This is a genomic window from Colwellia psychrerythraea, from assembly GCF_000764185.1.
In the GTDB taxonomy this organism is placed as follows: Bacteria; Pseudomonadota; Gammaproteobacteria; order Enterobacterales; family Alteromonadaceae; genus Colwellia; species Colwellia psychrerythraea_B.
On the sequence record NZ_JQEC01000039.1, the window covers coordinates 1 to 25,932 of the forward strand.

25 protein-coding genes and 1 pseudogene are annotated in these 25,932 nt (G+C 37.4%); 13 read left to right on the forward strand and 13 right to left on the reverse strand.

Annotated elements, in window-relative coordinates:
* On the forward strand, positions 1 to 1,132 hold a 1,132-nt coding region (locus GAB14E_RS10070; protein WP_033082670.1), incomplete at its 5' end, for an HDOD domain-containing protein.
* Positions 1,133 to 1,204: 72 nt separating this feature from the next.
* Here the strand turns inward: GAB14E_RS10070 and cobA are convergent.
* Positions 1,205 to 2,008, reverse strand: coding sequence for a uroporphyrinogen-III C-methyltransferase (gene cobA / locus GAB14E_RS10065; RefSeq protein WP_033082671.1), 804 nt, complete (start codon positions 2,006 to 2,008; stop codon positions 1,205 to 1,207).
* Positions 2,009 to 2,145: 137 nt separating this feature from the next.
* Entirely contained in the window at positions 2,146 to 2,949 is an 804-nt protein-coding gene (suhB, locus tag GAB14E_RS10060) for an inositol-1-monophosphatase (protein WP_033082672.1), read from the reverse strand.
* Between the two features lie 343 nt (positions 2,950 to 3,292).
* On the opposite strand from suhB, the gene trmJ reads away from it, so the two are divergent.
* From trmJ to fdx, 9 genes are all read left to right on the forward strand, one after another.
* Positions 3,293 to 4,102 carry a tRNA (cytosine(32)/uridine(32)-2'-O)-methyltransferase TrmJ gene (trmJ, locus tag GAB14E_RS10055; RefSeq protein WP_052093733.1) on the forward strand — a complete coding sequence of 270 codons (810 nt, stop codon included), beginning with the start codon at positions 3,293 to 3,295 and terminating at the stop codon, positions 4,100 to 4,102.
* A 56-nt stretch (positions 4,103 to 4,158) separates the two neighbouring features.
* Entirely contained in the window at positions 4,159 to 4,968 is an 810-nt protein-coding gene (gene cysE, locus GAB14E_RS10050) for a serine O-acetyltransferase (protein ID WP_033082673.1), read from the forward strand.
* 257 nt (positions 4,969 to 5,225) lie between these two features.
* On the forward strand, positions 5,226 to 5,732 hold the full coding sequence (iscR, locus tag GAB14E_RS10045; protein ID WP_033082674.1) for a Fe-S cluster assembly transcriptional regulator IscR: 507 nt from the start codon (positions 5,226 to 5,228) through the stop codon (positions 5,730 to 5,732).
* A gap of 48 nt (positions 5,733 to 5,780) precedes the next feature.
* Positions 5,781 to 6,995: an IscS subfamily cysteine desulfurase gene (locus GAB14E_RS10040; protein ID WP_033082675.1), complete on the forward strand. Its 1,215-nt coding sequence runs from the start codon at positions 5,781 to 5,783 to the stop codon at positions 6,993 to 6,995.
* Between the two features lie 139 nt (positions 6,996 to 7,134).
* Positions 7,135 to 7,518, forward strand: a complete 384-nt coding sequence (iscU, locus tag GAB14E_RS10035; protein WP_033082676.1) for a Fe-S cluster assembly scaffold IscU — start codon at positions 7,135 to 7,137, stop codon at positions 7,516 to 7,518.
* Between the two features lie 11 nt (positions 7,519 to 7,529).
* Positions 7,530 to 7,853, forward strand: coding sequence for an iron-sulfur cluster assembly protein IscA (gene iscA, locus GAB14E_RS10030; RefSeq protein WP_033082677.1), 324 nt, complete (start codon positions 7,530 to 7,532; stop codon positions 7,851 to 7,853).
* 164 nt (positions 7,854 to 8,017) lie between these two features.
* Positions 8,018 to 8,545 carry a co-chaperone HscB gene (gene hscB, locus GAB14E_RS10025; RefSeq protein WP_033082678.1) on the forward strand — a complete coding sequence of 176 codons (528 nt, stop codon included), beginning with the start codon at positions 8,018 to 8,020 and terminating at the stop codon, positions 8,543 to 8,545.
* Positions 8,546 to 8,606: 61 nt separating this feature from the next.
* Positions 8,607 to 10,469 (forward strand): Fe-S protein assembly chaperone HscA, encoded by a 1,863-nt coding sequence (gene hscA, locus GAB14E_RS10020; protein ID WP_033082679.1) that lies wholly within the window; start codon positions 8,607 to 8,609, stop codon positions 10,467 to 10,469.
* Between the two features lie 36 nt (positions 10,470 to 10,505).
* Positions 10,506 to 10,844 carry an ISC system 2Fe-2S type ferredoxin gene (gene fdx, locus GAB14E_RS10015; protein WP_033082680.1) on the forward strand — a complete coding sequence of 113 codons (339 nt, stop codon included), beginning with the start codon at positions 10,506 to 10,508 and terminating at the stop codon, positions 10,842 to 10,844.
* 270 nt (positions 10,845 to 11,114) lie between these two features.
* Here fdx and GAB14E_RS0123075 read toward each other — a convergent pair whose 3' ends face one another.
* The 3 genes from GAB14E_RS0123075 to GAB14E_RS10005 all read right to left on the reverse strand — a co-directional run bounded on the left by GAB14E_RS0123075 (position 11,115) and on the right by GAB14E_RS10005 (position 15,800).
* On the reverse strand, positions 11,115 to 12,680 hold the full coding sequence (locus GAB14E_RS0123075) for an ATP-binding protein (RefSeq protein ID WP_052093734.1): 1,566 nt from the start codon (positions 12,678 to 12,680) through the stop codon (positions 11,115 to 11,117).
* Complete coding sequence (locus tag GAB14E_RS10010; protein WP_033082681.1) at positions 12,673 to 13,032, reverse strand: group I truncated hemoglobin; 360 nt, start codon at positions 13,030 to 13,032, stop codon at positions 12,673 to 12,675. The genes GAB14E_RS0123075 and GAB14E_RS10010 overlap by 8 nt, the downstream gene beginning before the upstream one ends.
* 428 nt (positions 13,033 to 13,460) lie before the next feature.
* Complete coding sequence (locus tag GAB14E_RS10005) at positions 13,461 to 15,800, reverse strand: peptidase U32 family protein (RefSeq protein WP_033082682.1); 2,340 nt, start codon at positions 15,798 to 15,800, stop codon at positions 13,461 to 13,463.
* A 145-nt stretch (positions 15,801 to 15,945) separates the two neighbouring features.
* On the opposite strand from GAB14E_RS10005, the gene GAB14E_RS10000 reads away from it, so the two are divergent.
* A complete protein-coding gene (locus GAB14E_RS10000) occupies positions 15,946 to 16,635 on the forward strand; it encodes a glutathione S-transferase (RefSeq protein WP_052093735.1) in 690 nt (229 codons plus the stop codon).
* A gap of 32 nt (positions 16,636 to 16,667) precedes the next feature.
* Here GAB14E_RS10000 and GAB14E_RS09995 read toward each other — a convergent pair whose 3' ends face one another.
* Complete coding sequence (locus GAB14E_RS09995; RefSeq protein ID WP_033082683.1) at positions 16,668 to 17,228, reverse strand: NUDIX hydrolase; 561 nt, start codon at positions 17,226 to 17,228, stop codon at positions 16,668 to 16,670.
* 205 nt (positions 17,229 to 17,433) lie between these two features.
* Between GAB14E_RS09995 and GAB14E_RS09990 the strand changes: the two genes are divergently transcribed.
* Positions 17,434 to 19,128, forward strand: a complete 1,695-nt coding sequence (locus tag GAB14E_RS09990) for an RluA family pseudouridine synthase (RefSeq protein ID WP_033082684.1) — start codon at positions 17,434 to 17,436, stop codon at positions 19,126 to 19,128.
* Between the two features lie 92 nt (positions 19,129 to 19,220).
* Here GAB14E_RS09990 and GAB14E_RS09985 read toward each other — a convergent pair whose 3' ends face one another.
* Both GAB14E_RS09985 and GAB14E_RS09980 read right to left on the reverse strand, forming a co-directional pair.
* Positions 19,221 to 19,424, reverse strand: a complete 204-nt coding sequence (locus GAB14E_RS09985) for a helix-turn-helix transcriptional regulator (protein WP_033082685.1) — start codon at positions 19,422 to 19,424, stop codon at positions 19,221 to 19,223.
* Positions 19,421 to 19,843, reverse strand: a complete 423-nt coding sequence (locus GAB14E_RS09980; protein ID WP_033082686.1) for a membrane protein — start codon at positions 19,841 to 19,843, stop codon at positions 19,421 to 19,423. The genes GAB14E_RS09985 and GAB14E_RS09980 overlap by 4 nt, the downstream gene beginning before the upstream one ends.
* Positions 19,844 to 20,099: 256 nt before the next feature.
* Between GAB14E_RS09980 and GAB14E_RS09975 the strand changes: the two genes are divergently transcribed.
* A complete protein-coding gene (locus GAB14E_RS09975) occupies positions 20,100 to 20,492 on the forward strand; it encodes a response regulator (RefSeq protein WP_052093736.1) in 393 nt (130 codons plus the stop codon).
* Between the two features lie 13 nt (positions 20,493 to 20,505).
* On the opposite strand, the gene GAB14E_RS09970 is transcribed toward GAB14E_RS09975, so the two are convergent.
* From GAB14E_RS09970 to GAB14E_RS25685, 5 genes and pseudogenes are all read right to left on the reverse strand, one after another.
* Complete coding sequence (locus tag GAB14E_RS09970) at positions 20,506 to 21,732, reverse strand: EAL domain-containing response regulator (protein ID WP_197061207.1); 1,227 nt, start codon at positions 21,730 to 21,732, stop codon at positions 20,506 to 20,508.
* 47 nt (positions 21,733 to 21,779) lie between these two features.
* Positions 21,780 to 22,886 (reverse strand): chemotaxis response regulator protein-glutamate methylesterase, encoded by a 1,107-nt coding sequence (locus GAB14E_RS09965; RefSeq protein WP_331386600.1) that lies wholly within the window; start codon positions 22,884 to 22,886, stop codon positions 21,780 to 21,782.
* Complete coding sequence (locus tag GAB14E_RS0123080) at positions 22,876 to 23,385, reverse strand: chemotaxis protein CheD (RefSeq protein ID WP_052093737.1); 510 nt, start codon at positions 23,383 to 23,385, stop codon at positions 22,876 to 22,878. The genes GAB14E_RS09965 and GAB14E_RS0123080 overlap by 11 nt, the downstream gene beginning before the upstream one ends.
* Positions 23,386 to 23,433: 48 nt before the next feature.
* Positions 23,434 to 24,240, reverse strand: coding sequence for a CheR family methyltransferase (locus GAB14E_RS09960; protein ID WP_033082688.1), 807 nt, complete (start codon positions 24,238 to 24,240; stop codon positions 23,434 to 23,436).
* A gap of 256 nt (positions 24,241 to 24,496) precedes the next feature.
* Positions 24,497 to 25,012 (reverse strand): annotated as a pseudogene (locus tag GAB14E_RS25685) (methyl-accepting chemotaxis protein); the annotation flags it as partial.
* Positions 25,013 to 25,932: the final 920 nt, after the last annotated feature.

The window sequence follows — 25,932 nt, forward strand, 5'->3', positions numbered from 1 at the left end:
TTTTTTTTTTAGTAAACAAAACAAAAAGAAGCCTTCAAAACACCAATATTCCAGTTTAGTTGATAAACATAATTTGGCTCATAGCACTCAACGAAAAAAATCGACAGCGATAAGGGCAATTAACCAAGAGTTTATTGATGAAAGTACAATATTTAAAACCCCACCGCTAGATAAAGCTAATATTACTCCTGTTGTCCCCGAAGGATTTTTATCCTTTAAGGTTTTCACACCTAAAATGCTAGGTAGTAAACAGCAACAAGTTGTTTCAGATATTATTCAATCCTTTAGAAAGCCTCACCCACTCTTGTTTCCGCTAACACAAAGAACATTTGAACCAAATGAATTATTTGAGCTCATTAAAACAGACGCAGAGATAACGGCAAAAATACTAAAAGCTGTCAACTCCTCTATGTTTTCGGTGCAGAAGCCAATTACTGATATTCACCATGCCATTATATATATGGGGGTTGGGAAAGTTAAAAGTATTGCTTTGCAATGCACTATGAACAAAGGGGTGAAGTTTACTGATAAAGCTCAAAACGAAGCCTATAATAAATTATGGAAAGCGAGCTACTTAGCTAGTTCATTTTGTTTATTGTTCGCTAAAGAGACTGGGGAGAATAATCCTGCTGAATTAGCAACACATTGCTTACTTTCTTATTTAGGCGATTTAGCAATACTTTCTTACAAGCCCTCACTTGCGAGTTATTATCTTGGCAACTTTACTTTATTCGAACGCACTAAGGTCTTTCAAGCATCACTGGGAATAAATTCAGCAATAATTGGTAAATTCTTGGCCCAGCAATGGCAATTACCTTTATCTATTGAGTCTGGCATAGAGCACAGTATCTTACCCTTGACTAATTCAATGGCAAGTAGTGACATTCCTGATGATAAACTGAGACAATTACTATTGTGCTACCTTGCCTGTCGCCTTGGTGATCTAGTTGCTTTTAATGGCTTGAACGAAGTGCCGGCACTTGAAAACGTCAGCTTTGAATCCTTAGGAAAGGTTGAGTTTTATTACACTCAAAAGAATATTCAAAATACTGACTTTACAAAGATAAACTTAATTGTAGCTAAGCCTGATTTTAGGAAAAGAATTAATAAAATTATTAGTAAAATAAACTAGGTCATTCATCTTTTATTCATAATGAAATTACCTGAAAAACCGACCTAGCCTAATAAATTAAGCGCTTTATTATTAAGCTGGTATTTCAGGGCTTAAGTAGCCTAGGTTAGTTAGTTGTTTACTTTGGAAAATACCAACAACATCACCAATAACAATCAAGCTCGGTGGCTTTATATTATGTAACGCTACCAGCGCAGTTAAGTTTGCTAAGGTACCTTTTACCACTTGTTGGTCTTGGTGAGTACCTTTACGAATTAACGCTGCTGGTGTATTCACATCGCGACCAGCTTGTATAAGTTGAGCGGTAATTATTGGTAAACTTTTTATGCCCATATAAAAAACAATTGTTTGTTCTTTATCATTTAACGCCTGCCAAGGTAGGTCTAATGCACCATTATCTTGCACATTACCGGTGATGAAGGTGCAACTTCGAGCAACTTTTCGATGTGTTAACGGGATGCCAGCATAACTAGTACAGGCTGATGCCGCAGTCATTCCTGGGACAATATGACAAGCGACGCCGTTGCTTAATAAGAACTGAGCTTCTTCAGATCCTCGACCAAAGACAAAAGGATCCCCGCCTTTTAATCGAACTACTTTTTTACCCAATAAAGCGTTATCAACTAATAATTGATTAATGCCTTCTTGTGGAACTCTATGATCTGCTTGCTTTTTTCCAACATATATTTGTTGGCAATCTCTAGGCAATAACGCCATGATAGCAGCACTAACTAATCTGTCATAGATAACAACCTCAGCTTGCTTTATGAAGCGATAGGCTTGCATGGTGAGTAAATCAGGATCACCAGGGCCCGCGCCAACTAGGGCTACTTCTCCAGCGATGAAGGCTTGTTTTGTACTATTAATATTTTCCATGTGCTCTCTTAACAAAATGTACTTATGACTACCTAGTTAGCTTAAAGCAAAAAAAGCGCCACAGTGACCTTATTGTATCAAGGTTACTGTGGCGCTTAATATTATTCTGCTATTACTTAAGCAAAGCTTGACAATAATTACTTGCTAAGCGCATCACCTAAGTGAGGACGAATTTCTTTTAATACGTCTTTTAATATACGGGTATTAGCTGCAACGATATTGCCAGATTGTGTATGGTTATGGCCACCAGTAAAGTCAGTTACTAAACCACCAGCTTCAATAATCAATAGTTCACCAGCAGCAGTATTAAATGGCTTAGTACCAATTTCGAAGAAACCATCAACACGGCCGGCTGCTACATAAGCAAGATCGAGTGCGGTTGAACCTGTACGGCGCATATCAGCTGATTTTTGGAATAAGGCTGAGAACATTGCCATGTAAGCAAGGCTATGTTGTTTGTGTTTAACAGGGAAGCCGGTAGCTAATATAGTACCTGAGATTTCTTTGTTTTTATTTACACGGATTCTAAAACCGTTTAGCTGTGCACCTTTACCACGACTCGCTGAGAATAATTCGCCACGAATGGGATCAAAGATAACTGCTTGGTCTAATTTGCCTTTTACTTTTAAAGCAATGGAAACGGCAAAGTGTGGGATACCTTTGATGAAGTTGGCTGTACCATCTAGTGGATCGATAATCCATTGGTAATCGTCATCACTGCCTTTTAAAATACCAGACTCTTCACCGATAATAGTATGTTCTGGATATGATTTACGAATAGTCTCAATAATGGCTTCTTCAGCGTTAAGATCAACACTGGTGACGAAATCGTTAGTTCCTTTAGATTGTATTTCAACTTTATCAAGTTGCTCCATAGAGCGAACGATAACTTTACCTGCTGTACGCGCTGCGCGCACGGCAATATTTAGCATGGGATGCATAATAGAGTACCTATTTGTAAATAATTTTTAAAAGAACATTACATTTCCAAGCAAACATTGTCTTGAAAATCGAGCGCGCAAAGTATAGCAAATAAAAAATCATTAAGCGATAGTCTTGAACTAAAATCTGATTAATAACTGAACATATAGGTCAGGAAGTTTTTTTATAGAGAAAAAAAGACTATTAAATATCAAATTGCCATAGATAAATATGCCTATTAAGCGTGCTTTTTGTTAGCTACAGCAGTAATCTTCTATGGTAGAATACTGGCCATCTAGATGGGTTAGATATCCTAGTTAATCAAACTAGGCAATCCAATTAAACATACAAGTAGAGTAAAAGATGTCAGGTTCTCAGCAAAGCAATACCCCAGGTTCATTATTAGACCGCGTTAAAATAGTTTTAGTTAATACCTCCGATTGTCGAAATATTGGTAGTGCGGCACGCGCTATGAAAACAATGGGATTAAGCCAGCTTGTATTGGTTGACCCTATTGAAATGCCTAATGGCCAAGCACAAGCATTGGCTGCTGGTGCCACAGACGTATTAGCTAATGCTAAAGTTGTTAGTACTTTAGCTGAAGCTATTGAAGATTGTGGCTTAGTGGTTGGTACAAGTGCTCGTTCACGTACATTACCTTGGCCTATGCTTGAGCCAAGAGGTTGTGGTGAGAAAATGATTGCCGAGGCGGATGAATACCCGGTAGCACTTGTGTTTGGCCGAGAAAGCAGCGGTTTAACTAATGAAGAGTTACAACTTTGCCATTTCCATGTGCAAATACCGGCAAATCCAGATTACAGCTCGTTGAACCTTGCTATGGCGGTACAAACCTTAAGTTATGAGGTACGTACCAGTTATTTATTGGCACATGATCAAAATTACCAAGAGCGCAGTACTGGCAATGGTAAATTAGTTGCTAAAACTAAGAGCGAAGATGAAGAACTTTATCCTGTAGTTGAAGAGACAGAACGTTTTTATCAGCATTTTGAAAAGGCACTTAAAGCCACTGGTTTTATAGTAGAAAATCACCCAGGTTTAGTGATGACTAAGCTTAGACGCTTATTTAACCGTGCTAGACCTGATATTAAAGAAGTTAAGATGATGCGTGGGATTTTTGCCTCAATGGAAAGGTCTAGTAAAGATAAGTCGTAACAGTCGTAGTGATTAAAAATAATTTGTCACTTAAAAGAAAGTAGAAGGAATAATTTATGTTTAGCCGTATCAAAGAAGATATCAATAGTGTCTTTGATAGAGATCCAGCCGCTCGCACCAGTTTTGAGGTTATTCTTAATTACCCTGGCTTACATGCAATTTGGATTCATCGATTAAGTCATAGATTATGGCGAGCGGATTGGAAGCTATTAGGGCGTGTGATATCAACCTTTTCTCGTTGGTTAACAGGAATTGAGATTCATCCTGGTGCTAAGTTAGGTCGCCGAGTTTTTATCGACCATGGAATGGGAATCGTTATTGGTGAAACCGCTGAAATTGGCAATGATGTCACGCTTTATCATGGTGTTACCTTAGGTGGTACTAGTTGGAAAGCTGGCAAACGCCATCCTACCTTAGAAGATAATGTAGTTATTGGTGCTGGTGCTCAAGTACTTGGCCCTATAACTATCGGTAAGGGCGGTAAAGTAGGCTCTAACTCAGTGGTCGTTAAAGACCTACCAGCCAATGCTACAGCGGTAGGTATTCCTGGAAGAATCGTTCCGGATAAGCCTAGTAAAGGTGAAGGTCAACAACGAGAAGCAGCCGCTAAAAAATATGGCTTTGATGCCTACGCTGTTTCACATGACAATCCGGATCCGGTTGCCAAGGCTATTGGCCGTTTACTCGATCATGTGCACCTAATGGATGATAGAGTAAGTGCTCTTTGCAAAGAAATAAACGTTCTCGGTGGCAATATCTGTGATAAAAATTTACCTGAATTAAGAGTGGGTGAGTTTGTTGAAGATGAAAAGGCGGCCGCTGAACGTCGAGAAAATAAAGTGGCTAGCTTTGATCCAGAAATTTGATTCTTAGCATTTCATCGCCCCCCAAATAATAGTTGAGTAAAACAGTCAAGTATTACTTTTCGCTTGACACTTCATGGTGTACAATACTTGAGTAATTTACTAGGGTATATATTTGACTAATCCGTAGGGTTATGTAAAATGCGCTGAATTTGCAAGCGAAGGCATTTAATTAATGCGCTTTTGTCAAATAGCTTTAATTTAGTTGTCCTACTAAATTGATACATTGAATACACCAACGAAGTGTTTGAGAGCAGATTATGAAACTTACCTCTAAAGGTCGTTACGCAGTTACTGCCATGTTAGATGTTACTATTCATGCAGTGTCTGGACCTGTATCTTTGGCCGATATTTCTGAACGCCAAGGTATATCTTTGTCATATTTAGAGCAACTTTTTTCTCGTTTACGCAAACAAGGACTAGTAACTAGTGTTCGTGGTCCTGGTGGCGGATATCGATTGGGCCGGTGCTCAGCGGAAATTGCTGTCGCAGATGTTATTTGTGCAGTAAATGAAAGTGTTGATGCAACTAAGTGCTCAGGTAAAGGTAATTGCCAGGATGGCGAACAATGTTTAACTCACTCCCTTTGGGAAGGGTTAAGTCAACGAATTGAAGAATTCTTGCAAAATATCAGCTTATCAGAACTAGTCGCTAAGCGTGATGTGAAACAAGTTTCTAAACGCCAAGATGAGTTGCATATAAATGCACATAAAAGCATCGCCTTAGAAACATTAATAACCACAAAAAATGTAATGCACGACTGGTAACAACTTGTCGTGTCGTATTAAAGATTTACCATCGGAGAGAGTTAGCGAATGAAGCTTCCTATATATTTTGATTATTCAGCAACAACACCAGTAGATAAGCGTGTAGCTGAAAAAATGATGCAATACATGACTAATGACGGTCATTTTGGTAACCCTGCGTCACGTTCACATAAATTTGGTTGGCAAGCCGAAGAAGCAGTTGATATTGCTCGTAATCAAATTGCTGAATTAATTAATGCTGACCCACGTGAAATTGTTTTCACTTCAGGTGCTACCGAATCAAATAACCTTGCTATTAAAGGCGCTGCTAACTTTTATCATAAAAAAGGTAAGCACATAATTACTAGCAAAACGGAACATAAAGCCGTATTAGATACTTGTCGTGAATTAGAGCGCCAAGGTTTTGAAGTAACGTACCTTGATCCTGAAGAAAACGGCTTAATTGATTTGAACAAGCTGAGTGATGCTATGCGTGATGACACTATTTTAGTGAGTATTATGCAAGTGAACAATGAAATTGGTGTTATTCAAGATATCAGTGAAATTGGTGAGATGTGTCGTGCTCGTAAAATTGTTTTTCATGTTGATGCCGCGCAAAGTGCCGGTAAAATTAATATCGACATGCAAGTTTTGAAAGTTGATTTACTGTCAATATCAGCTCATAAGATGTACGGACCAAAAGGCATTGGCGCGTTATATGTGAGTCGTAAGCCGCGTATTCGCTTAGAAGCGCAAACACATGGTGGCGGACATGAACGTGGTATGCGTTCAGGTACTTTAGCAACCCATCAAATTGTTGGTATGGGTGAAGCATGTCGAATAGCTAAAGAAGAAATGGCACAAGATCAAGCACATGTTACGGCAATGCGCGATCGTTTATGGGCCGGCGTAAATAGCATGGAACAAGTATTTATTAACGGTGATGCGGATAAACGCTACCCGGGCAACTTAAATGTTAGTTTCAACTTTGTTGAAGGTGAGTCACTCATCATGGCATTGAAAGACTTAGCCGTATCTTCAGGTAGTGCATGTACATCAGCAAGCCTAGAGCCGTCTTATGTACTTCGTGCATTAGGTCTAAATGATGAAATGGCGCATAGCTCAATTCGTTTTAGCTTTGGCCGTTTTACTACGGAAGAAGAAATTGATTATGCAATTGACCTAATTAAAGGTGCAATTGGTCATTTACGTGACATGTCACCGCTTTGGGAAATGTTCAAAGACGGTATCGATTTAGATTCAATTGAATGGGCTGGCCACTAATCTAAACATTGCTTTATATAGAAGAATGTTTAGTAAAATAGTTCAGCACTTTAGATATTATTTAGTGTCAAATAAGTAGTAGTTAGTTAATTGTCTGGAAATTAGCTAATAACAATTTGGCACAATTTAGGAGAGTAACATGGCTTACAGCGAAAAAGTTATAGATCATTATGAGAACCCACGTAACGTAGGTTCAATGGATAAAAATGATCCATCGGTAGCAACCGGTATGGTTGGCGCACCTGCATGTGGTGACGTGATGAAGTTACAACTTAAAATTTCTGATGACGGCATCATTGAAGATGCAAAATTCAAAACTTACGGTTGTGGTTCTGCGATTGCTTCAAGTTCATTAGTAACAGAGTGGGTTAAAGGTAAATCAATTGAAGAAGCTGGCGAAATTAAGAATACCGCCATTGCTGAAGAGTTAGCTTTACCACCGGTAAAAATTCATTGCTCTATTTTAGCTGAAGATGCTATTAAAGCAGCTATTGCTGATTATAAGAACAAACAAGGTAAATAACGGAGAAAACAATGTCTGTTACCATGACACCTGCAGCAGCTGAACGAGTTCAATCTTTCATGCAAAATCGTGGCAAAGGACTTGGGCTTCGCTTAGGTATTAAAACTACCGGTTGTTCAGGTTTAGCCTACGTGCTCGAATTTGTTGATGATTTAAATGAAGATGATCAATTGTTCAATATTGATGATGTTAACATTATCATTGACGAAAAAAGCTTGGTTTACCTCGATGGCATCGAGCTAGACTTTGTTAAAGAAGGCTTGAACGAAGGTTTTAAATTCACCAATCCAAACGCCAAGGGCGAGTGTGGGTGTGGTGAAAGTTTTAATGTATAATCTCTTTGCAACTTGATTCAATTACAGCGTTGAAAGTGCTTATTGACTAACGTCAACTCCGCGCTTTTGCCTTGTACTTGAACCAAGTTCCTTCGAGTTTAAAATATTACTAAGATTAAGCTTATTATAGATAGCTTTTAGACCCTTTTTTCTAGGTATAAGCAGTGAATTACTTTCAATTATTCAACATAGAAACCTCTTTCGATGTCGATTTACAACAACTTTCATCAAATTATCAAACCTTGCAAAAGGCTGTGCATCCTGACAAGTTTGCCCATGCATCCGAGCAAGAGCAGCGAATAGCTGTACAAAAATCTGCGCACATTAACGACGCTTACCAAACACTGAAAAGCCCATTACAACGTGCCCAATATATTCTTGTGCTACGTGGTGTGGAAATGCCGAACGAACAGCATTCTTTCCAAGATATCAGCTTTTTGATGCGTCAAATGGAACTGCGTGAAATGCTGGAAGAAATTAGGCATTCGAGTGATGTTGATGCAGCATTGCTTGAAGTTCAAAGTGTGTTGTCGACAGAATACTTACAGCTTTCTAAAATGATGAGAGCACAGATAAGTGAAAATAATGCAGCATCGAATAGTGCAGCATGCGATAATTTACGTAAATTAAAGTTCTACCAAAAACTAAATGTTGAAGTAGATCGTCTTGAAGATAGCTTATTTGAAGACTAGCGTGGCTAGTAAGCACTTCAATACTTATTATTAACCTTAACTAAATCATTAAATTAACATCATGGCTTTATTACAAATTGCAGAACCCGGTCAAAGTACCGTTCCTCACGAACATAGATTAGCTGCAGGCATCGATCTTGGTACCACAAATTCCTTAATCGCAAGTGTACAAAGTGGCAACGCAACTACTTTAAGCGATGATCAAGGCCGTGATATTTTACCCTCTATTGTGAGCTATCAGGCTGATAATATTTTAGTTGGCCAAACAGCTCAAGCGTTAAGCATTGAAGATGCTCAAAATACCATTACTTCTGCAAAACGCTTAATAGGGCGTTCACTGCCTGATATTCAAGGTAAATACCCATCTTTGCCTTATGAATTTTGTGGTGATGAGAATCACCCTGAAATTATGACCAGACAAGGCGCTGTTAACCCAGTGCAAGTATCGGCAGAAATATTAAAAGCCTTAAACTTAAGAGCCCAAGCGGCATTAGGTGGTGAGCTAACTGGCGTTGTTATCACAGTGCCTGCTCATTTTGATGATGCACAAAGGCAAAGTACTAAAGATGCAGCGAAATTAGCTGGTGTAAACGTTTTGCGCTTATTAAATGAACCAACAGCAGCAGCGGTGGCTTACGGATTAGATTCAGGCCAAGAAGGTATTATCGCTGTTTATGACTTAGGTGGTGGTACATTCGATATTTCTATTTTACGGCTAAACAAAGGTGTCTTTGAGGTTTTAGCAACCGGTGGTGATTCTGCACTTGGTGGCGATGATTTTGATGTAGCTATAGTAGACTACTTTGTTGAGCAAGCGGGTTTAGTAAGACCTTTATCTCCATCGTTAGAGCGCCAACTGATGCAACAAGCATGTTTTGCTAAAGAGCAACTAACGGATAATGAACAAGTTGATATCAGCATTGCTTTAGATAATGGCAAAGATTGGGCGATAAAACTGAGTAAAACTCAGTTGAATGAGCTTATAGCCGCATTAGTTAGCAAAACCTTGCGTGCTTGTCGTCGTACGCTTAAAGATGCCAGTATCACAGTTGATGAAGTGATAGAAATTGTTATGGTTGGCGGCTCAACCCGCGTTCCATTAGTACGCAGTGAAGTTGAAAAGCACTTTAATAAAAAGCCTTTAACGTCAATTGATCCTGATAAAGTGGTTGCTATTGGTGCAGCTATTCAAGCTGATATTTTGGTGGGTAATAAGCCAGATAGTGATATGTTATTACTTGATGTAACTCCTTTATCGCTTGGTTTAGAGACTATGGGTGGCTTGGTTGAAAAAGTGATTCCTCGCAATACCACCATACCAGTCGCAAAGGCGCAAGAATTTACTACCTTTAAAGACGGTCAAACAGCTATGGCTGTACACGTATTACAAGGTGAACGTGAGCTTGTTGATGATTGCCGTTCACTAGCTCGTTTTGAACTACGCGGTATACCGGCAATGACGGCTGGTGCAGCACATATTCGTGTAACCTTTAAAGTTGATGCTGATGGTTTATTATCGGTATCTGCAATGGAAAAATCTACTGGTGTAGAATCTAGTATTGAGGTTAAACCTTCATTTGGCCTTGATGACAATCAAATTAGTCAGATGATTAAAGATTCGATGACTAATGCAGCTGATGATATGCAAGCGCGTATGCTCAAAGAGCAACAAGTAGAAGCTTCACGCGTGATAGAGTCGGTACAAGCAGCTTTAGTAGCTGACAGTAGATTACTTAATAGTGATGAAGTTCTCATGATTGAAAACGCCATTAAATTACTTGCACAAGTTAGTCAAGGTATTGAAATTAAAGCGATAGAAAATGCGCTTGATAAATTAAACGACAGCACAGCAATATTTGCTGAACGCCGTATGGATAGTTCAATTAGCCAAGCCCTTGCGGGTCAGGCAGTTGATAAAATTTAGGTTAGGCGAAAGCCTCGTAAGCAGAGAATAAATAAAATGCCAAAAATTATATTTTTACCCAATGCAGAATTATGCCCTGATGGCGCAGTAGTTGAAGCTGAAAAAGGTGAGAGCGTATTAAACGTTGCCTTGAGAAATGACATCGGCATTGAACATGCTTGTGAGAAAGTATGTGCCTGTACTACGTGTCACGTTATCATTCGTGAAGGTTTTGACTCTATCGAAGAAGGTGATGAACTAGAAGACGATATGCTTGATAAAGCATGGGGCCTAGAGCCTGAATCACGCCTAAGTTGTCAATCAATTGTTGGTGATGAAGATTTAGTAGTAGATATCCCTAAATACACAGTAAATATGGTTTCTGAGAATCATTAATTTTTAAGTAAAGCATAATTTTAGAGAGGGTAATAACGGTGATGTTATTGCCCTTTTTTATTTTGAAAGCAGATAACTTTATGTATATAAGGTTGACTGTTAAATAGATAAATATGGCTAAAAAAGCAATACTTTATTAGCAAACATTTAATGTATTTAATAATGTTCAACATTGGTGAAAAATCTATATTCAATATAGATATAGAGAAAAAAGAGTAAATCAGCTGAGGTAATCATCTTCAATTTTTACTTACTGATAATTATGTGAAGTTAACTTAGGTTTTGCGTTATTTTATTAAGCAACTCATCGAATTTAAAAGGCTTTAGCATAATATCATCCATACCAGCGTTAATACTTTGCTCACCAATTTCGCTGGAGGCACTCGCCGAAAGTGCAAAAATGAGAGTGTGTTGGTTGTTGGCTTCCAATTCTCTTATTTTTTTTGTCGCTTCAAAGCCATCCATAATAGGCATTAAACAATCCATTAGAATGATATCAACCTTATTATTAATAAATTTCTTAACCCCCTCTTCACCATTTTCGGCTTCAATAATTTTCACCTGAGATTTATCAAGTGCCATTGAGACAATTCTACGATTTATCCGGTTATCATCAACAACGAGTACTGTTTTACCTTTAATTGAAACGTGCTTAGCGGGTCTTTCTACTGTTGAAGTCACGGGGGTTGGTTGCTCGCAAATAGGCAGAGATAAGTTAAAGCTAAAAATACTACCTTCACCTATGTCGCTTTGCACATCAATTTTACTACCCATTAATTTAATCAGTTGACTACTGATGGTTAAACCTAGGCCCGTACCGCCATACTCTCTAGTCGTTGAATAGTCGTGTTGAGTAAAGGGTTTGAATAATTTGCTAATCCGCTCTTGAGAGATACCGATGCCAGTATCTATAATAGAAAAATGAAGTTCACACACTTTATCGCTTAACGAAATGGTATTTAATTCAAGCCTAACATGGCCAGTTTTAGTGAACTTAATTGCATTATTCACTAAATTAATCAGTACTTGCTTTAGGCGAATATCATCAACCAAAACATGACGCAGCTCTTGTTCAGTAAAAACTGCTTCAATAACTAAATTATCACTTGCTTCAACACTGCTTCTACAGACCGCTATTACATCTAATACTAATTTTCTAATATCGGTTTGGCTTGGGTGTAATTCTACTTTATGTGCCTCTATTTTTGAAAAATCGAGTACTTGATTTATTATTGCTAGAAGTTGATCGCCAGAGCTGCCAATAGTATCGAGTAAAAACTTTTGCTGATCGTTAAGTGGCGTTTTAGCAAATTGTTGTACCATGCCTAAAATACCGTTCATCGGTGTTCTAAGTTCATGACTCATGGAGGCAATGAACATAGTTTTAGCATTATTAGCGGCTTCAGCCTTCTTCATGGCCCGCTCTATTTCTTTTTTGTTCTTAGTTTGTAAATTACTATGATCCTTAATCATTTTAGTCATCATTAACTCAGAGCTATTAACAACTCCTTGAATTAGTAAATAATTTTTTTCGTTAATAGTAGTTGGTTTACAACTGAAATCGAGACATTCAATTCTGTGACCTACTTTTACTTCAAGCTTAAATCGATATTTACGCAGTTTTAAGGTTGCGTTATTAATTCGCTTGATCACAGCAAGTTCAAATAGCTCTGGAAGGCTAACCGCGGCAGGGATTTCATGAAACCAAGTTGCAAAAATTTGGTTATACTCAAGAATTTTTAACGAATTAATGTCACAAAGCAACAGACCGAAATCCAAATTATCGAATAATTCAGGTAATAGTTTGTTGGAAGGAGAGGAAGCCGTGTTATTCACTTGTGGCTATTTGATCCATTAAACCAGAAATTAAAGTGATGATACTACTAATATCTTCTTGTTCAACACTCGCTTCATCCAGCGATTCTTCTAATAATTCAACCACTTCATGAAAGTGTGGCACCGTTATTTTATAAGGTGCATGTACCGCTCTTAAATCAACACGGGCATACTTGTCAGGGCCGCCTAACGCCGTTGCAATAAATTGCGTTTGATGAGACATCAGCCTTTCCATATTAACTGTTTCAAAGTAGGGCGCAAGCTCTTCACTGTCTAGTATTTTTTGATAGAAATTTCCTACCACCATACTAAAGGTGTCAAAACCTCCGTACTTATCATATAAACTAATCACTTTTAATATATCTCCTGATTTGTAAAAAATTCTACAGATCTCAACTCGAACTTAGTCTTATTGATAAGCGTGGGTATAAATCTGTGATTTTGCAACCTGTTTTTTCATAAAAATTATTGAATTAGTGTGCTTTATGATGATTTTGACTAGTTAGTCTGTTTAATAACCGAGTACAGTAACATGATTTTATTGTTATGAAGGATACAACAGCTTGAAACGAGCAATGTAGATGAGGATGTTGGTTAGTAAACTGATACTTGTTTATTGTGCTTTAAATTTATTATGAGGAGTCTTAAACGAACCAGCAATTCAAAGAGTATTTAATAATTTAACGTACTCAGTGATGCTGGTTATACTTTGTGTGTGGTAGGTCTCTGAACTTATTCCAATTCACGGTGAATAGCAGTCTGTAGTCTTAACCAATAAAGTTATAAGCCATTATAGTATTGCACATTGGTTGACCCCGACACCAGCGAGTTAAGCTTGTCTTGTGCATGTAATTGCTCGTTTGACAATTGATTAGCGTAGCCAATTGATTCACTGTTATCGTATTTAAGTAACTGTTCAAACTGTTTAATCAAAAGCTGTTTATCGGGGGACTCTTTATCACCCGCGCCGATGTTAGTTAAATCAATCATGAAACCATCATATAACTGAGTTAAATCTTTGACTATTTCAGTATTTAAAAACTGGTCATCATTATAAATACTTGGGTAACCTGCTTTTTGTTTATCAATAGCAAAAGAAACACCTTTAAGGTTAGTGATACTGGTTGATTTGTCGCAAGACAGCATACAACCATTATCGATACGTGGCTTTTCACAGCCCACACTTTGCTGGAAGAAACACTGCCTGCTAGTCATTAATAAAATCGGGTGATAAACACTGTAAAACATTTTGAAATTTTCAGGGCGTGCGATAGTCTTCATTTGTTGGCGGTTGATTTCATTAGAAATGAAAGCGCCACTACAATTGAAAGATTCCTTCATCGCCAATAATGCATAGGAGTTGGTGGTGTTTAAGAACGGCCCTGCAATCCACTCAATACCTAACTCAAAGGCTCTATTAGCTATGCCGGTGTTATTGGTAACAATTAATTTAGGTTTTACTTGCTCTAAAATATTTACCGCAACATCATAATCTTTGCCAATTAATACAGAAGGAAACCAAGGGATAAGGCGAGGGTTCTCTTTGAAGAAACCAACATATTTAGTACAGCCACGTTTATAAGCGTCGGGTAGTTTAAAGTAAATATCGGCATCTGTTACATCACTAAGGTTAACGTCGCTTTCATCGCATATTAATAGGGATAATTTTGCATCTCCGTCTTTTTTAGCATGACGCACTAGTTTTGGTAGCTCTACCTCAGGTAGTACTGGAGTACCATCATTAAGTAGGGCAGCTATTTTATTCTTAAGTGCTGTAAGCTCTTTAAAGGGGATTGTGACGCTTTGTGGGATATTATTAGTGGTTAACTCGGTTAAGTTAAACTCGGCATTGTTAAAGCTTTTAAAACGTTTTTCAATGGCATTATGATCAAGGCAGTTTTTATCACTGGCGCTAAGTGAGCGTGTAGAATGCATAACATGTACTTGCTCTTGCATCACTTCTTCAGCAAAACTTTGTGTTATGATTTGGCCATGTGCTTCGTTAATTTTTATAGTAACAGTTAATGGCTGTCCTACTTCACCAGAGAATGCTAATGATAGCTTGCGCTTTTCAATACTAAGGTGTTTTATTTTATCAAATACATCAGCGTGTATTGCTTCTTTCTCATCATTTAAATTTTGTTCAACATCTTGTATTTGTACCACCGAAATCGCGTTACTTTTATCTATTGCGTGGTATTTAGAGTTATCACGTGGGTTTTCAATAAACATTGATTGGTTTAAATCGCCGCGCAAAAAGGCATTAGAAAAGTCACGGTTGAATACTTTGTAAAGGCGTTCGCCGTCTTCAAGTAATTTTCCGGTTTCTACAAAACCATCTATTTGTTTACGGAAACTATCAATAACTGTATGTACGTAACTTGCACCCTTGATACGGCCTTCTACTTTAAAGGAGTGAACACCTGCTTCTATTAGTGCAGGTAAATCAAAAAATGCTGAGTTGTCTTTAATATTTAATGGGAATTTATTACCTGATTCGGTCGGTTTATATTCTTCACGACAAGCTTGGCTACAACGGCCTCTATTACCTGAATTACCAACACTGGCAGAGGTGGAGTAACATAAACCAGAAAAAGCAACACATAATGAACCATGCACAAAGACCTCAGTAAGCACGTTTTCTTCATGTGATACTTTAGTTATAGCGCTGATTTCTTTTAAGTTTAATTCACGCGATAAGTTAACACGTGAAGCACCTAACTTTTTCAAAAAGGGAATTTGGCCAATGTTATGGGTAGTTAACTGGGTTGAGGCGTGAATATCAAGCGTAGGAAAATGCTTTTTAAGGATGTACAGCATGCCCAAATCTTGCACAATTACACCATCTAAAGTAGTGTTTGCCAATTTACTTAATAACTTAGCTAGAGTTTTGAATTCACGCTCTAGAATAATTATATTGAGCGTTAAGAATATTTGGCAGTCATATTCGTGTGCGAGTCTAATAATACCGACGAGTTCATCAAAAGAAATATTAGCAGCACGATTTCGGGCGTTAAAGGTATCTAAACCACAGTACACCGCATCTGCGCCAGCAATAATTGCCGCTTTGATCGCATCGATATCACCACCGGGGGCTAATAATTCTATTTTAGGACTCATTTCTACAACTTTAGCCAATTAAACGGCAGTTAAATTTCAAAGGGGGGATTTTACTCGTATAATGGGCCAATGAATACTGTTTAAGTCGCTTATTTATCCTGAATCTTATCAAGGTAAATAATTGCAGTGCGGAATATGGCTAGCAATGAATGAACGTTTTAATGAAAACACTAATGACACAAGTACCTTACCTATTCTTTATTCGTTAAGAAACTGTCCCTATGCCATGCGCGCCAGATTAGCTATTTTTAAAGCGAAGCAGACTGTATTATTACGAGATTTAGTATTAAGTAATAAACCTGTAGAAATGATGGCCGTTTCTCCCAAAGGTACTGTGCCAGTAGTAGTGCTAAAAAATGGTATTGTGATCGAAGAAAGTTTAGAGGTTATGCTGTGGGCATTGCACGAAACAGATCCCGCTGATTTATTGCATCGTCAGCAAGACGGTGCCTTATCAGCAATGCTTTTGCTTATAACTGAATTCGACAACGATTTTAAAAGATGTTTAGAGGCGTACAAATGTGCGAAGCGTTATCAGGAAGATAATGTTGCCCAGTGCCGAGATGCATGTGAGCTTTACATTAAAAAATTAGAGCAAGCGTTAACAAAGCACAGCTATTTGATCTCAGATAAAGAAAGTTTAGCTGACATTGCGTTAATCCCCTTTATTCGACAGTTTGCACGAATAGAACGGCAATGGTATTTGCAATCACCTTACCCAAAAGTAAGGCAATGGCTAAATAGTTACTTACAAAGTTCTGTCTTTACTAAAGTTATGGCAAAACATCCGTTATGGGTAGATCACCAGCAAGATGTCTTATTTGGTGATAACTGAGCAAATAGCTAAGCAAATAACTAGGCTGGAAATTAAGCCAGTACGGATTTGGTTAATAACTCGCTGACAATGCGCTTTAGTAAAAAGGTTTCACGTTCTATGGAGAGACCTTTCTTATCACTTTTAGCCATTGTTTCTTCGTTGTGAGCTATGGCCTGATGGATATTCATCCATATGGGATACATACCATTACTCAGCTCATGGGCTTCAAGTTCAGGCTCAAGTAATTCATCATCAATGGTGCAGGTATAACAATAAGACTGCATATGAACAATATCAAAGTTATTTTTATGCCATGGCCTGAACTCCTCATAGAGGCCAAACTCGACAATGTTTTTGACATTATGAGCGCCAGTTTCTTCTTTAAGCTCACGAACTAGACCGTCGATATTACTTTCACCTTTATCTATGCCACCGCCGGGTAAGCTATAGTCGTGATAGCGCTTGGTATAAAGTAATAAAATACTCTCACCTTTAAGTACTATGGCTCTGCTCGCTTTTCGAATGAAACATTTCGTCTCTGAGCAGTTAATACCTGAAGAGTGAACGTCAGGATGAATCGTTGATTTTAGTAAGCGCATAATAAAGGACATAATGAATTTCTACTGCTTTAGATGGGGGGCATTCGCTATTAATCAATGAAAAGCAATTAATGATAAAGAAATTTTTTAGATTGTTCTCAATGTGACAACAGCTTAAAATAACTATTATAGATTTTGATTAACCTTATCAATATTGAATTGAGATATTTTATCCTAGATGTACTTCTCTTTGGTGTACAAGTTTTGAGTGTTACCTATGCAAATGATTGAGCCATGTTTTACTCGTTTTAAATCCCCTATTGATTCTTATACTTTACCTGAACGTTTTACTTTCCCTTTTTATTATCAGCCACACCCTTTATGTTTAGTGGCAGCAAAAGAGTTACAAGATACTTTAATTAAACTGCCCTTATCGCTGTTTGATTATAACGAAAGTGGCAAGATGTTTGGTGTACTGATTGTTAAAAATAAGCAAGGGACTCTAGGTTATCTTTCTGGTTTCTCAGGAGCTTTAGCTGAAAATAATGAGCTGCGTCATTTTGTGCCATTGGTAGATGACTCAACCAAAGCCGAGTTTTTTAAAAACGAACAAAAAATGATTAATGAACTTAATAACCAGGTTATTTTGTTAGAAGCTAATCCAGACCTAGCCTTAAAAAAACAGATTTTAGCCCATCTATTATCTTCTGCTGAGCAAGCGACTTCTCAACTGCACAGTAAAAATTTACGCCAAAGGCAAGCAAGAAAAGCTCGACGTGTCTTAGCTGAAAAATCATTGTTAGATGCTGAATTTATTCAATTGAAAGAACAGCTGGCGAAAGAAAGTGTTGCGGATAAAAACGAACTAAAGTATTTGAAACTCACTTGGCAAGAAAAGACAATTAAAGCTCAACAAGCAGTAGACAGTTTATTTGATGTAATAACCTCGATAAAAAATAAAAGATCGTCAATGTCTAAAACACTGCAACAGAAGTTGTTTGCGCAATATCGTTTTTTAAACATTAATCAAGAAGTGAAGAATTTAACAGACTTATTTATTGATACAGCTTTCCATAATAAATACGGTGTACCACCAGCGGGGGCGGGGGATTGTGCAGCACCAAAATTATTACAATACGCCTTTAAAGTTGGCTTACAACCTATTGCTTTAGCCGAGTTTTGGTGGGGAAAATCACCTAAGTCTGAAGTAAGGCAACATAAAAATTTTTATACCGCTTGTATTGGTAAATGCCAACCTATATTAACGCATATGCTCAGCGGTATGATTATTGATGATAACCCGATGTTGAAAAATTTATCAAAAGATAAAAATGTAGAAATTATCTATCAAGATGATGTGATGGCTGTTATCGATAAACCTAGCGAACTTTTGTCGGTACCAGGCAAAAGTATTAGTGACTGTGTTCATAGTAGAATGAAGTTACTCTTCCCTAAAGCAACAGGACCACTTATTGTGCATCGTCTTGATATGTCGACCTCAGGCTTGATGGTTATAGCGTTAACTAAGCAAGCTCATAAAAATTTGCAGCAACAGTTTATCAAGCGCACTGTTGAAAAGAGATATGTTGCTTTATTATCTGGCTGCCCAAAACAGTTAATAGACCAGAAAGAGGGGCTAATAAATTTACCTCTAGCTGGTGACTTTGATGATAGACCTAGACAAATGGTTTGTTTCGATACCGGCAAAGAAGCTCAAACAAAATGGCAACGAGTTGGTTTTGAAGAACAAAATGGCCAAACGTTAACGAGAGTACACTTATATCCTAAAACAGGGCGAACTCATCAATTGCGAGTGCATTGTGCACATCACTTAGGGTTTAACACGCCAATTGTCGGTGATGATTTATATGGCACTACCGCAAAGCGTTTACATCTGCATGCTGAAACATTAAAACTAAAGCACCCTACAGCAGGTGAGGTTATAGAATTTTATGCCGCGGCTAAATTCTAATTCACTGGCATATAAAAAAAATGCGTTACTAAAGTATGTTACAAGATTTTATTAACGCTCTATGATTTTAATTTAATCTACAGTTAATTAATTTATACAGTTTCAACTTGATCCTGAAAAATTTCTTCAATGGTTAAGTTAAACAGCCTTGCCGCTTTAAATGCTAAGGGTAAACTGGGATCAAACTTACCCTTTTCAATGGCATTAATCGTTTGCCTTGATACTTCTAAGGCACTTGCAAGTTGAGCTTGTGTCCAGTCTCGCTCGGCACGTAATACTTTTAGACGATTTTTCATTGATACTTCCTATGGCCTGATATTACGGCCAAGCCATAGGTTATTACCATCAAGAAAACTATATGAGGCATTTCAGGCTGATACGTAATTAGCTTTATATCTTCTAACAGTTCATAGCTTAAGCCAATAACCAAGCCAACACCGAGCGCTAAAGCCATAGCTTCAAGCAAAATAGTGCGTTGCATTTCATCTAAACCACGTAAATAGTCTCTGTTGACAATTAACATTTTAAAACCTACAGCAAGGTTTATAAGCACAGCCGTAATTGTTAAAGCTGTGTTGAACTCCCAAATATATTTTGGAGCAAAAGCAGCTATTGCCATGGTGATCAGCCAAGCTGTAGTCCAGTTCCTTAAAGTGACTGTATTAGTCTTATTTTTTGTTTGGTAGCTGCTATTTTCACATTTTTGTTTTGACATAAGTAAACTCTCTTTTTTTAGATGAAATAAATATGTAAAGTTCATTTGACTTTTACTGTAGTGTTCATTGTCTTTTGAGTCAAGTGTACTTTACAAAAAGATTGGTTTACTATTCTTTTTATACTCAACGTATCAGTTTTTAAGAACTTATAGATGCACTGGTGGAAATACTATTATCTAGCGCTATAATTTATTCGTATTTCCTACATTTATATTTTATTTGTAGATGGTAATTCAACCAGAAGGACTTGATAAAATGAAAATATTAGTAGTTGATGACATGCCATCAATGCGTCAAGTGATGATGCATATGCTAATAAGTTTAGGTCATGTCGACCCAGATGAAGCAAGCTGCGGTTTGCACGCGTTGAAAATGTTGAGAACACATGATTATGATTTGCTAATAACAGACTTACATATGCCTAATTTAGATGGCGAGCAATTGTTAAGTAAAATAAGACATGATAAAAAACTATATAAATTGCCTGTGCTGATGGTTTCTTGTGAAGATGATAAGGCCAAAATAATGGCACTTATTGCTGGTGAAGTAACAGGTTTCATGGTTAAACCTTTCAATTTAAGCACTTTGAAAAAGCAGTTAGATTGGATAACCCCCAACTGCCATACTGTATTAGAGGCCACTTTATAACGCTTTAAGGAAGCTAATTACCACTCTCATGGGCTTGTTTTTCATGCAAGTCTTTCCTTATTTTAGCTAAGTCGACTTGTATCCAATGGATTAATGCTTTAGCGTCCATTGGTTTAGCAAAATAATACCCTTGTATTAAGTCTACTTTTAGTTGAAAAAGTAATTTAAAGTCATCAAAGTTTTCTACACCTTCTGCTACTGTTGTTAAGCCTAAATCTTTGGCAAGGTTGACAGTACTTTTTAAAATGGCCAACTGTTGGGGCCTAGTAGCAACATTATCGACTAATATTCTGTCTAATTTTAGTTCTGTTGCGGGTACTCTCGATAGTTGCTGGGCATTAGCAAAGCCGGTTCCATAATCGTCAATGGCAAGTTTAAAACCTTTAAGCCTTAATTTTGCTAAGGTCTCTATTGCTGTTGATATCTCACCACAGATTGCATTTTCAGTAACCTCTAAAACAATATCTTTTGGCTCTATTTGATGGAGTTCGACCTGGCTAGAAATTTTGTCAGCAAGGTCACTGTCTGCTAGAGATAAAGGGGATAAATTGAAAGCGAGATGAAAGTTTATACCGTGATCTCGCCACTGGACTTTTTGTTTGAGTGCTATATCAAATAAATAATGTGTTAATTCAGAGATAATTCCAAATTCCTCTGCCGCAGTAATAAACTCAACTGGGGAGACAAAACCTAGCTTGGGGTGGTTCCATCGAGCTAAAGCTTCAACCCCTTTGAGTAATAAGCCCTTACTTGTTAATTTTGGTTGATAATATAAAGTGATTTGTTTTTTTTGTATGCCACTTATTAAGTCATCAATTTCTAATCTATTGTATATTTTATGACTTTCATTTGTATTAGTATTACTTGCTAATCTGTTCAAGCTGTTTTCTAAATCATTAATTTGCATTGGTTTTTTAAATGTACCCAAGACAATTAAGCCATCAGATTCAGCCATTGTGCCAATACTGGAAATAAGTGAAGGGTCTTTTGAGCTTAAAATTATTACTGATTTGGCCAATTTATCTTTAGCAATTTTACGTGATAACTCAACACCGTCCATTATCGGCATCTCTAAATCTATAAAAACAAGGTCAAACTTATCTTCTGATAACTTTTCAATGGCGTCTACTCCATTAATAGCCCCTACGACATCAGCAACACCTTGTTCGAGGCACATAGTCATTACGTGGTTTCGTTGCACATCGCTGTCATCAACAACTAATATATTTAATTTATTCATATAGTCACTCATAAGTTTAATTTAACTATTAAGCTTTATTTTTATTTTTAATGCTTAATCAAATCTGCTATTTCACTTAAATCAACAATCTTTTGCGCTGCACCTAACTTTATCGCTTCTTTAGGCATGCCAAAGACCACACTGGAACTTTCATTTTGTGCCATGGTCTTGCTGCCTACATTTTTCATTTTAAGTAAGCCTTGAGCGCCATCACTACCCATTCCCGTTAAAATGATGCCCGTTGCATTCTGTTTAGCACTACTTGCTAAAGAGTTAAATAAAACATCAACAGAAGGACAGTGCCTATTAACTGCAGGGCCTTCAGAGACAATAGTTATATATTGTGCTCCTGAACGTTTCACTTGCAAATGTCTGCCGCCGGGAGCAATAAGTGCTCTACCAGGGATAATCCTATCGCCAGAGCTAGCTTCTAAAACCTCTAACTCACATAAAGAGTTTAGTCTATCAGCAAAGGCTTTGGTAAATTTTTCAGGCATATGTTGAACAATGACAATTCCGGGGCAGGTAGCGGGCAGAGCCGTTAATACCTTTTCCAAAGCAATCGTTCCGCCAGTAGATGAGCCAATAGCAATAACTCTATCAGTGGTATGACTCATGGAAACTAAATCATTTTTCTCAGCTAGGTTAGTGTGGCTTAACACCGAGTTAATAATAGATTTAGTGTTTATATTATTAATTTCAGAGGAGGGGCGGGCAGTCTCAATAGTTACTCTGCTGGCAAGCGTTTTTTGTAACCTAGCTTTGGCTGCCGCGCGGACCACTGTTTTTATATTACTGGCTGCTTCTTCGAGAAAATTTTTCAGTCCTATTTGTGGTTTGGTAATAATATCAACAGCTCCTGCAGCTAAAGCATTTAAAGATAATTCAGCTCCCTTCTCTGCAAGCGATGAGCAAATAACAACTGGTGTAGGCCGCTCAGACATAATTTTTTTTAAAAATGATATGCCATCCATACGGGGCATTTCAATGTCTAATACAATGACTTCAGGCCATTGTTTTTGCATTTTACGGTATGCAAATATGGGGTCATTGGCTACAGCATAAACTTCAATGTCTGTTGAATCATTTAGTATCTGTGATATGACTTGTCTTACAACAGCCGAGTCATCAACGATCATTACTTTAATACTCACCGAAGGCCCCTTTATTGTTATAGGTAATTAGGCTGACGTTACCTGTGCTTAAATCTAAAGTTACACTACGTCCGTTATTGCCTAAAGTATCCTGCTTAATAAATACTAGCTTATTTTTATTTGCCCAGTTTTGGGCAAATATCACATTCATTTCTCCTATTGAAGGACTAGTTAAGCTTGGGTACATATTACTGCCTCCGTAGATCGCTAGCTCATACTCATCGAGAGGGTGAAGCAATGCCATTTTTTTTAGTAAGTAATTAAGTGCTTCTTCGCCATAGCGATATTTTTGCATTATACGTGTAGCTTTCGAGTTCTTTGCTTCTTGTGTCAATAAATAGTGGCACATACCTGCGGCTTTACTCTTTGAATGCCAAATTGTTATTGCAACACAAGAACCTAAAATCGTTTTTAATTCTTTTGTTGTATTACCATCCAGTGACTGAGAAAAGTAAACTTCACCAGGTTGCAAGTTAATACAACTCTTATCTAAGGTCATCGACCCTCTCCCAATAAATAGCTTTATCTTTATTGGCTTTCTTTAACGTTAGCAACGGTAAATTGCCGGTTTTATCAATTCAAATGAATGCTCTAAGCCATGCAATGTCTCTGAGTGGCTAATGAACAGGTAGCCCCCTTCATTTAAACATTGCTGTAAGCCATTAATTATTTTTTGTCGTGTTTTATCGTCAAAATAGATCATGACATTACGAATAAATATTAGATCAAATTTTCCTAAACTTGACATACTGTCGAGTAAATTAAACGAAAAAAAATGTAATCGATTTCTTAGTTCAGGTTTTACTCGCATGTAACCTTCAAACTCATTAGTGCCTTTAACACAATAGGCTTCGCGATATTTATGTGGCAGTAATTTAGTTCTATCATCAATATAGATGCCTTTTCTCGCATGGGCTAATACTGATTTATTAACGTCAGAAGCAACAACAGACCAAGGTGCTGAGCAATGTTCATTAAGTAACATCGCTATACTGTATGGCTCTTCACCTGAAGAGCTAGCAGCGCTCCACACTTTATACTCTTTATTAGGGTTTATATTGGGTAGAATAGTCTTTGCCATATATTCAAAGTGTTTTTCTTCACGGAAGAAAAAGGTTTCGTTAGTCGTCATTAATTCTAGCGCGATCTCTAACTCATGGTCGTTATCTGGATGGCTAATAAAACGAAAATAATCGGAAAAACCATTCGCTTTAATATGCTTAACCCGTTTTAGTAAACGATGACCTAGCATCATGCGTTTTTGTTTAGCTAAATGAATGCCTAGCTTGTCATAAACTAGTTTTTGAAAAAGTGTATAAACCTCCTCTGAAGGTAATGTTTCAAAATTAGTCATTACAGTTAACCCTTGAATTCTCTACCATAGTCATGTGTGTTAATTTTACAATTCCATACTCATTACTTAATAAGCAAGGGGATGGCTGTTTAATAAATACAGAAAGTTAATAGCTTACAAATTTGTCATCATCATCATCTCTATTACTGCCACCTTTGATTAACTTACTCGCTGTTTTTTTTACTTTTGAGCTTGAACCATTATTTATAGCTGAGCTGTTACTAGATGATATTGATTTAGCTAAAGGGCTGACTTCTAAAGTGAAATAGTTTACCGACTCTTGCAACTGTAGTGCTTGCACATTCATTTCTTCAGAGGTTGCGCTAAGCTCTTCTGAAGCAGCAGCATTATGTTGCATAGTTTGATTTACTTGGGCTATGGCTTCATTAATTTGATGAACTCCTGAGGCTTGCTCAGAAGATGCAGCAGCTATTTCCTGTACCAAATCAGCGGTTTTATTAATTGAAGGTACCATTTCTTGTAGAGACTTACCGGCTAAGTCAGCGCGTTTAACACTATCCTTTGCTAACTCGCCAATTTCTTGAGCTGCGACTTGGCTGCGTTCAGCAAGTTTTCTTACTTCAGAAGCTACTACTGCAAAACCTTTACCGTGATCCCCTGCACGACCAGCTTCAATAGCAGCGTTAAGTGCCAATAGATTAGTCTGGTAAGCTATATCATCAATGACACTTATTTTTTCAGCAATTTTTTGCATAGCATCTACCGTTTTAGATACGGCTTCTCCACCAATAGTTGCTTCTTTAGACGCTTGTTGCGCCATACCATTTGTTATGCCAGCATTTTCATTGTTTTGTGAAATGGAAGCTGACATTTGTTCCATTGAAGCTGACGTTTCTTCAACACTAGCTGCTTGTACTGACGCGCCTTTAGCAATAGTTTGTGCGGTGGAATTCACTTCGGAAGAGGCGGAAGATAACGCTTCTGAAGAGGATCTAACATCGTGAATAATGGTGGCTAATTGGTTTTTCATGTTAGTGATACTAGAAAGTAAGGACGTTTTATCATTGTGTTTTAGATCTATTTCAATACTCAAATCACCATTGGCAACCTGATTACAGACATGTGCCGCGTAACGAGGATCTCCCCCCAAAGTTTTGAATAAATCATAAAAGATGAAAAGCATTAGCCCAATAATAATGACTCCTTCGATGAATGAAAACATAACTAAGGCCGATTTATTTTTTACGAACTCACCTTCCATTGATAGCTGATTATTAGAAATGACCTCTTTAAAGTCTTTATCCGCATTTTCAGCTAATTCAGTCATACCTTTACTTGCAGGTCTATCAACACCACTGACACTTTTATCGACTTTTTTCCCTGTTAAGGGATCTTTACTATCAAATTTTTTCAATGCTGCTAAATACGAAACCCTAAGGTCTGCATGGGCTTTCTTTACATTCATTATTGCTTGGGGATCAAGCGATAACTCTTTAGACTTACTAATAGCGAGAGCCAACAAAGCTTGTACTTTATCCGAACTTTTTTGAAAGCGAGCACTATATTTATCAAACTGCTTTTTGCTATTGCCACGAATTAGGACATTTTTCCATTCTTGTACTTGAGTTTTAAAAATAACATGAGCATTAGTTATATCTGTTAGTATTTTTACTTTTTGCTCAACTAAAGTGAAACTTAGTTGGGTTGAATCACGAAACCTCGACAGTTCAT

Excerpts from the sequence above, each read along its gene's own strand:
- GAB14E_RS09970 (WP_197061207.1), bottom strand. The coding sequence starts at position 21,732 with ATGAATAAATTAAATATATTAGTTGTTGATGACAGCGATGTGCAACGA.
- suhB (WP_033082672.1), bottom strand. The coding sequence starts at position 2,949 with ATGCATCCCATGCTAAATATTGCCGTGCGCGCAGCGCGTACAGCAGGT.
- hscA (WP_033082679.1), top strand. The coding sequence starts at position 8,607 with ATGGCTTTATTACAAATTGCAGAACCCGGTCAAAGTACCGTTCCTCAC.
- GAB14E_RS09990 (WP_033082684.1), top strand. The coding sequence starts at position 17,434 with ATGCAAATGATTGAGCCATGTTTTACTCGTTTTAAATCCCCTATTGAT.
- cobA (WP_033082671.1), bottom strand. The coding sequence starts at position 2,008 with ATGGAAAATATTAATAGTACAAAACAAGCCTTCATCGCTGGAGAAGTA.
- trmJ (WP_052093733.1), top strand. The coding sequence starts at position 3,293 with ATGTCAGGTTCTCAGCAAAGCAATACCCCAGGTTCATTATTAGACCGC.
- GAB14E_RS09995 (WP_033082683.1), bottom strand. The coding sequence starts at position 17,228 with ATGTCCTTTATTATGCGCTTACTAAAATCAACGATTCATCCTGACGTT.
- iscA (WP_033082677.1), top strand. The coding sequence starts at position 7,530 with ATGTCTGTTACCATGACACCTGCAGCAGCTGAACGAGTTCAATCTTTC.
- iscU (WP_033082676.1), top strand. The coding sequence starts at position 7,135 with ATGGCTTACAGCGAAAAAGTTATAGATCATTATGAGAACCCACGTAAC.
- GAB14E_RS09980 (WP_033082686.1), bottom strand. The coding sequence starts at position 19,843 with ATGTCAAAACAAAAATGTGAAAATAGCAGCTACCAAACAAAAAATAAG.
- GAB14E_RS10005 (WP_033082682.1), bottom strand. The coding sequence starts at position 15,800 with ATGAGTCCTAAAATAGAATTATTAGCCCCCGGTGGTGATATCGATGCG.
- cysE (WP_033082673.1), top strand. The coding sequence starts at position 4,159 with ATGTTTAGCCGTATCAAAGAAGATATCAATAGTGTCTTTGATAGAGAT.
- GAB14E_RS09985 (WP_033082685.1), bottom strand. The coding sequence starts at position 19,424 with ATGAAAAATCGTCTAAAAGTATTACGTGCCGAGCGAGACTGGACACAA.
- GAB14E_RS09960 (WP_033082688.1), bottom strand. The coding sequence starts at position 24,240 with ATGACTAATTTTGAAACATTACCTTCAGAGGAGGTTTATACACTTTTT.
- iscR (WP_033082674.1), top strand. The coding sequence starts at position 5,226 with ATGAAACTTACCTCTAAAGGTCGTTACGCAGTTACTGCCATGTTAGAT.
- GAB14E_RS09975 (WP_052093736.1), top strand. The coding sequence starts at position 20,100 with ATGAAAATATTAGTAGTTGATGACATGCCATCAATGCGTCAAGTGATG.
- GAB14E_RS10040 (WP_033082675.1), top strand. The coding sequence starts at position 5,781 with ATGAAGCTTCCTATATATTTTGATTATTCAGCAACAACACCAGTAGAT.
- GAB14E_RS10000 (WP_052093735.1), top strand. The coding sequence starts at position 15,946 with ATGAATGAACGTTTTAATGAAAACACTAATGACACAAGTACCTTACCT.
- GAB14E_RS0123080 (WP_052093737.1), bottom strand. The coding sequence starts at position 23,385 with ATGACCTTAGATAAGAGTTGTATTAACTTGCAACCTGGTGAAGTTTAC.
- fdx (WP_033082680.1), top strand. The coding sequence starts at position 10,506 with ATGCCAAAAATTATATTTTTACCCAATGCAGAATTATGCCCTGATGGC.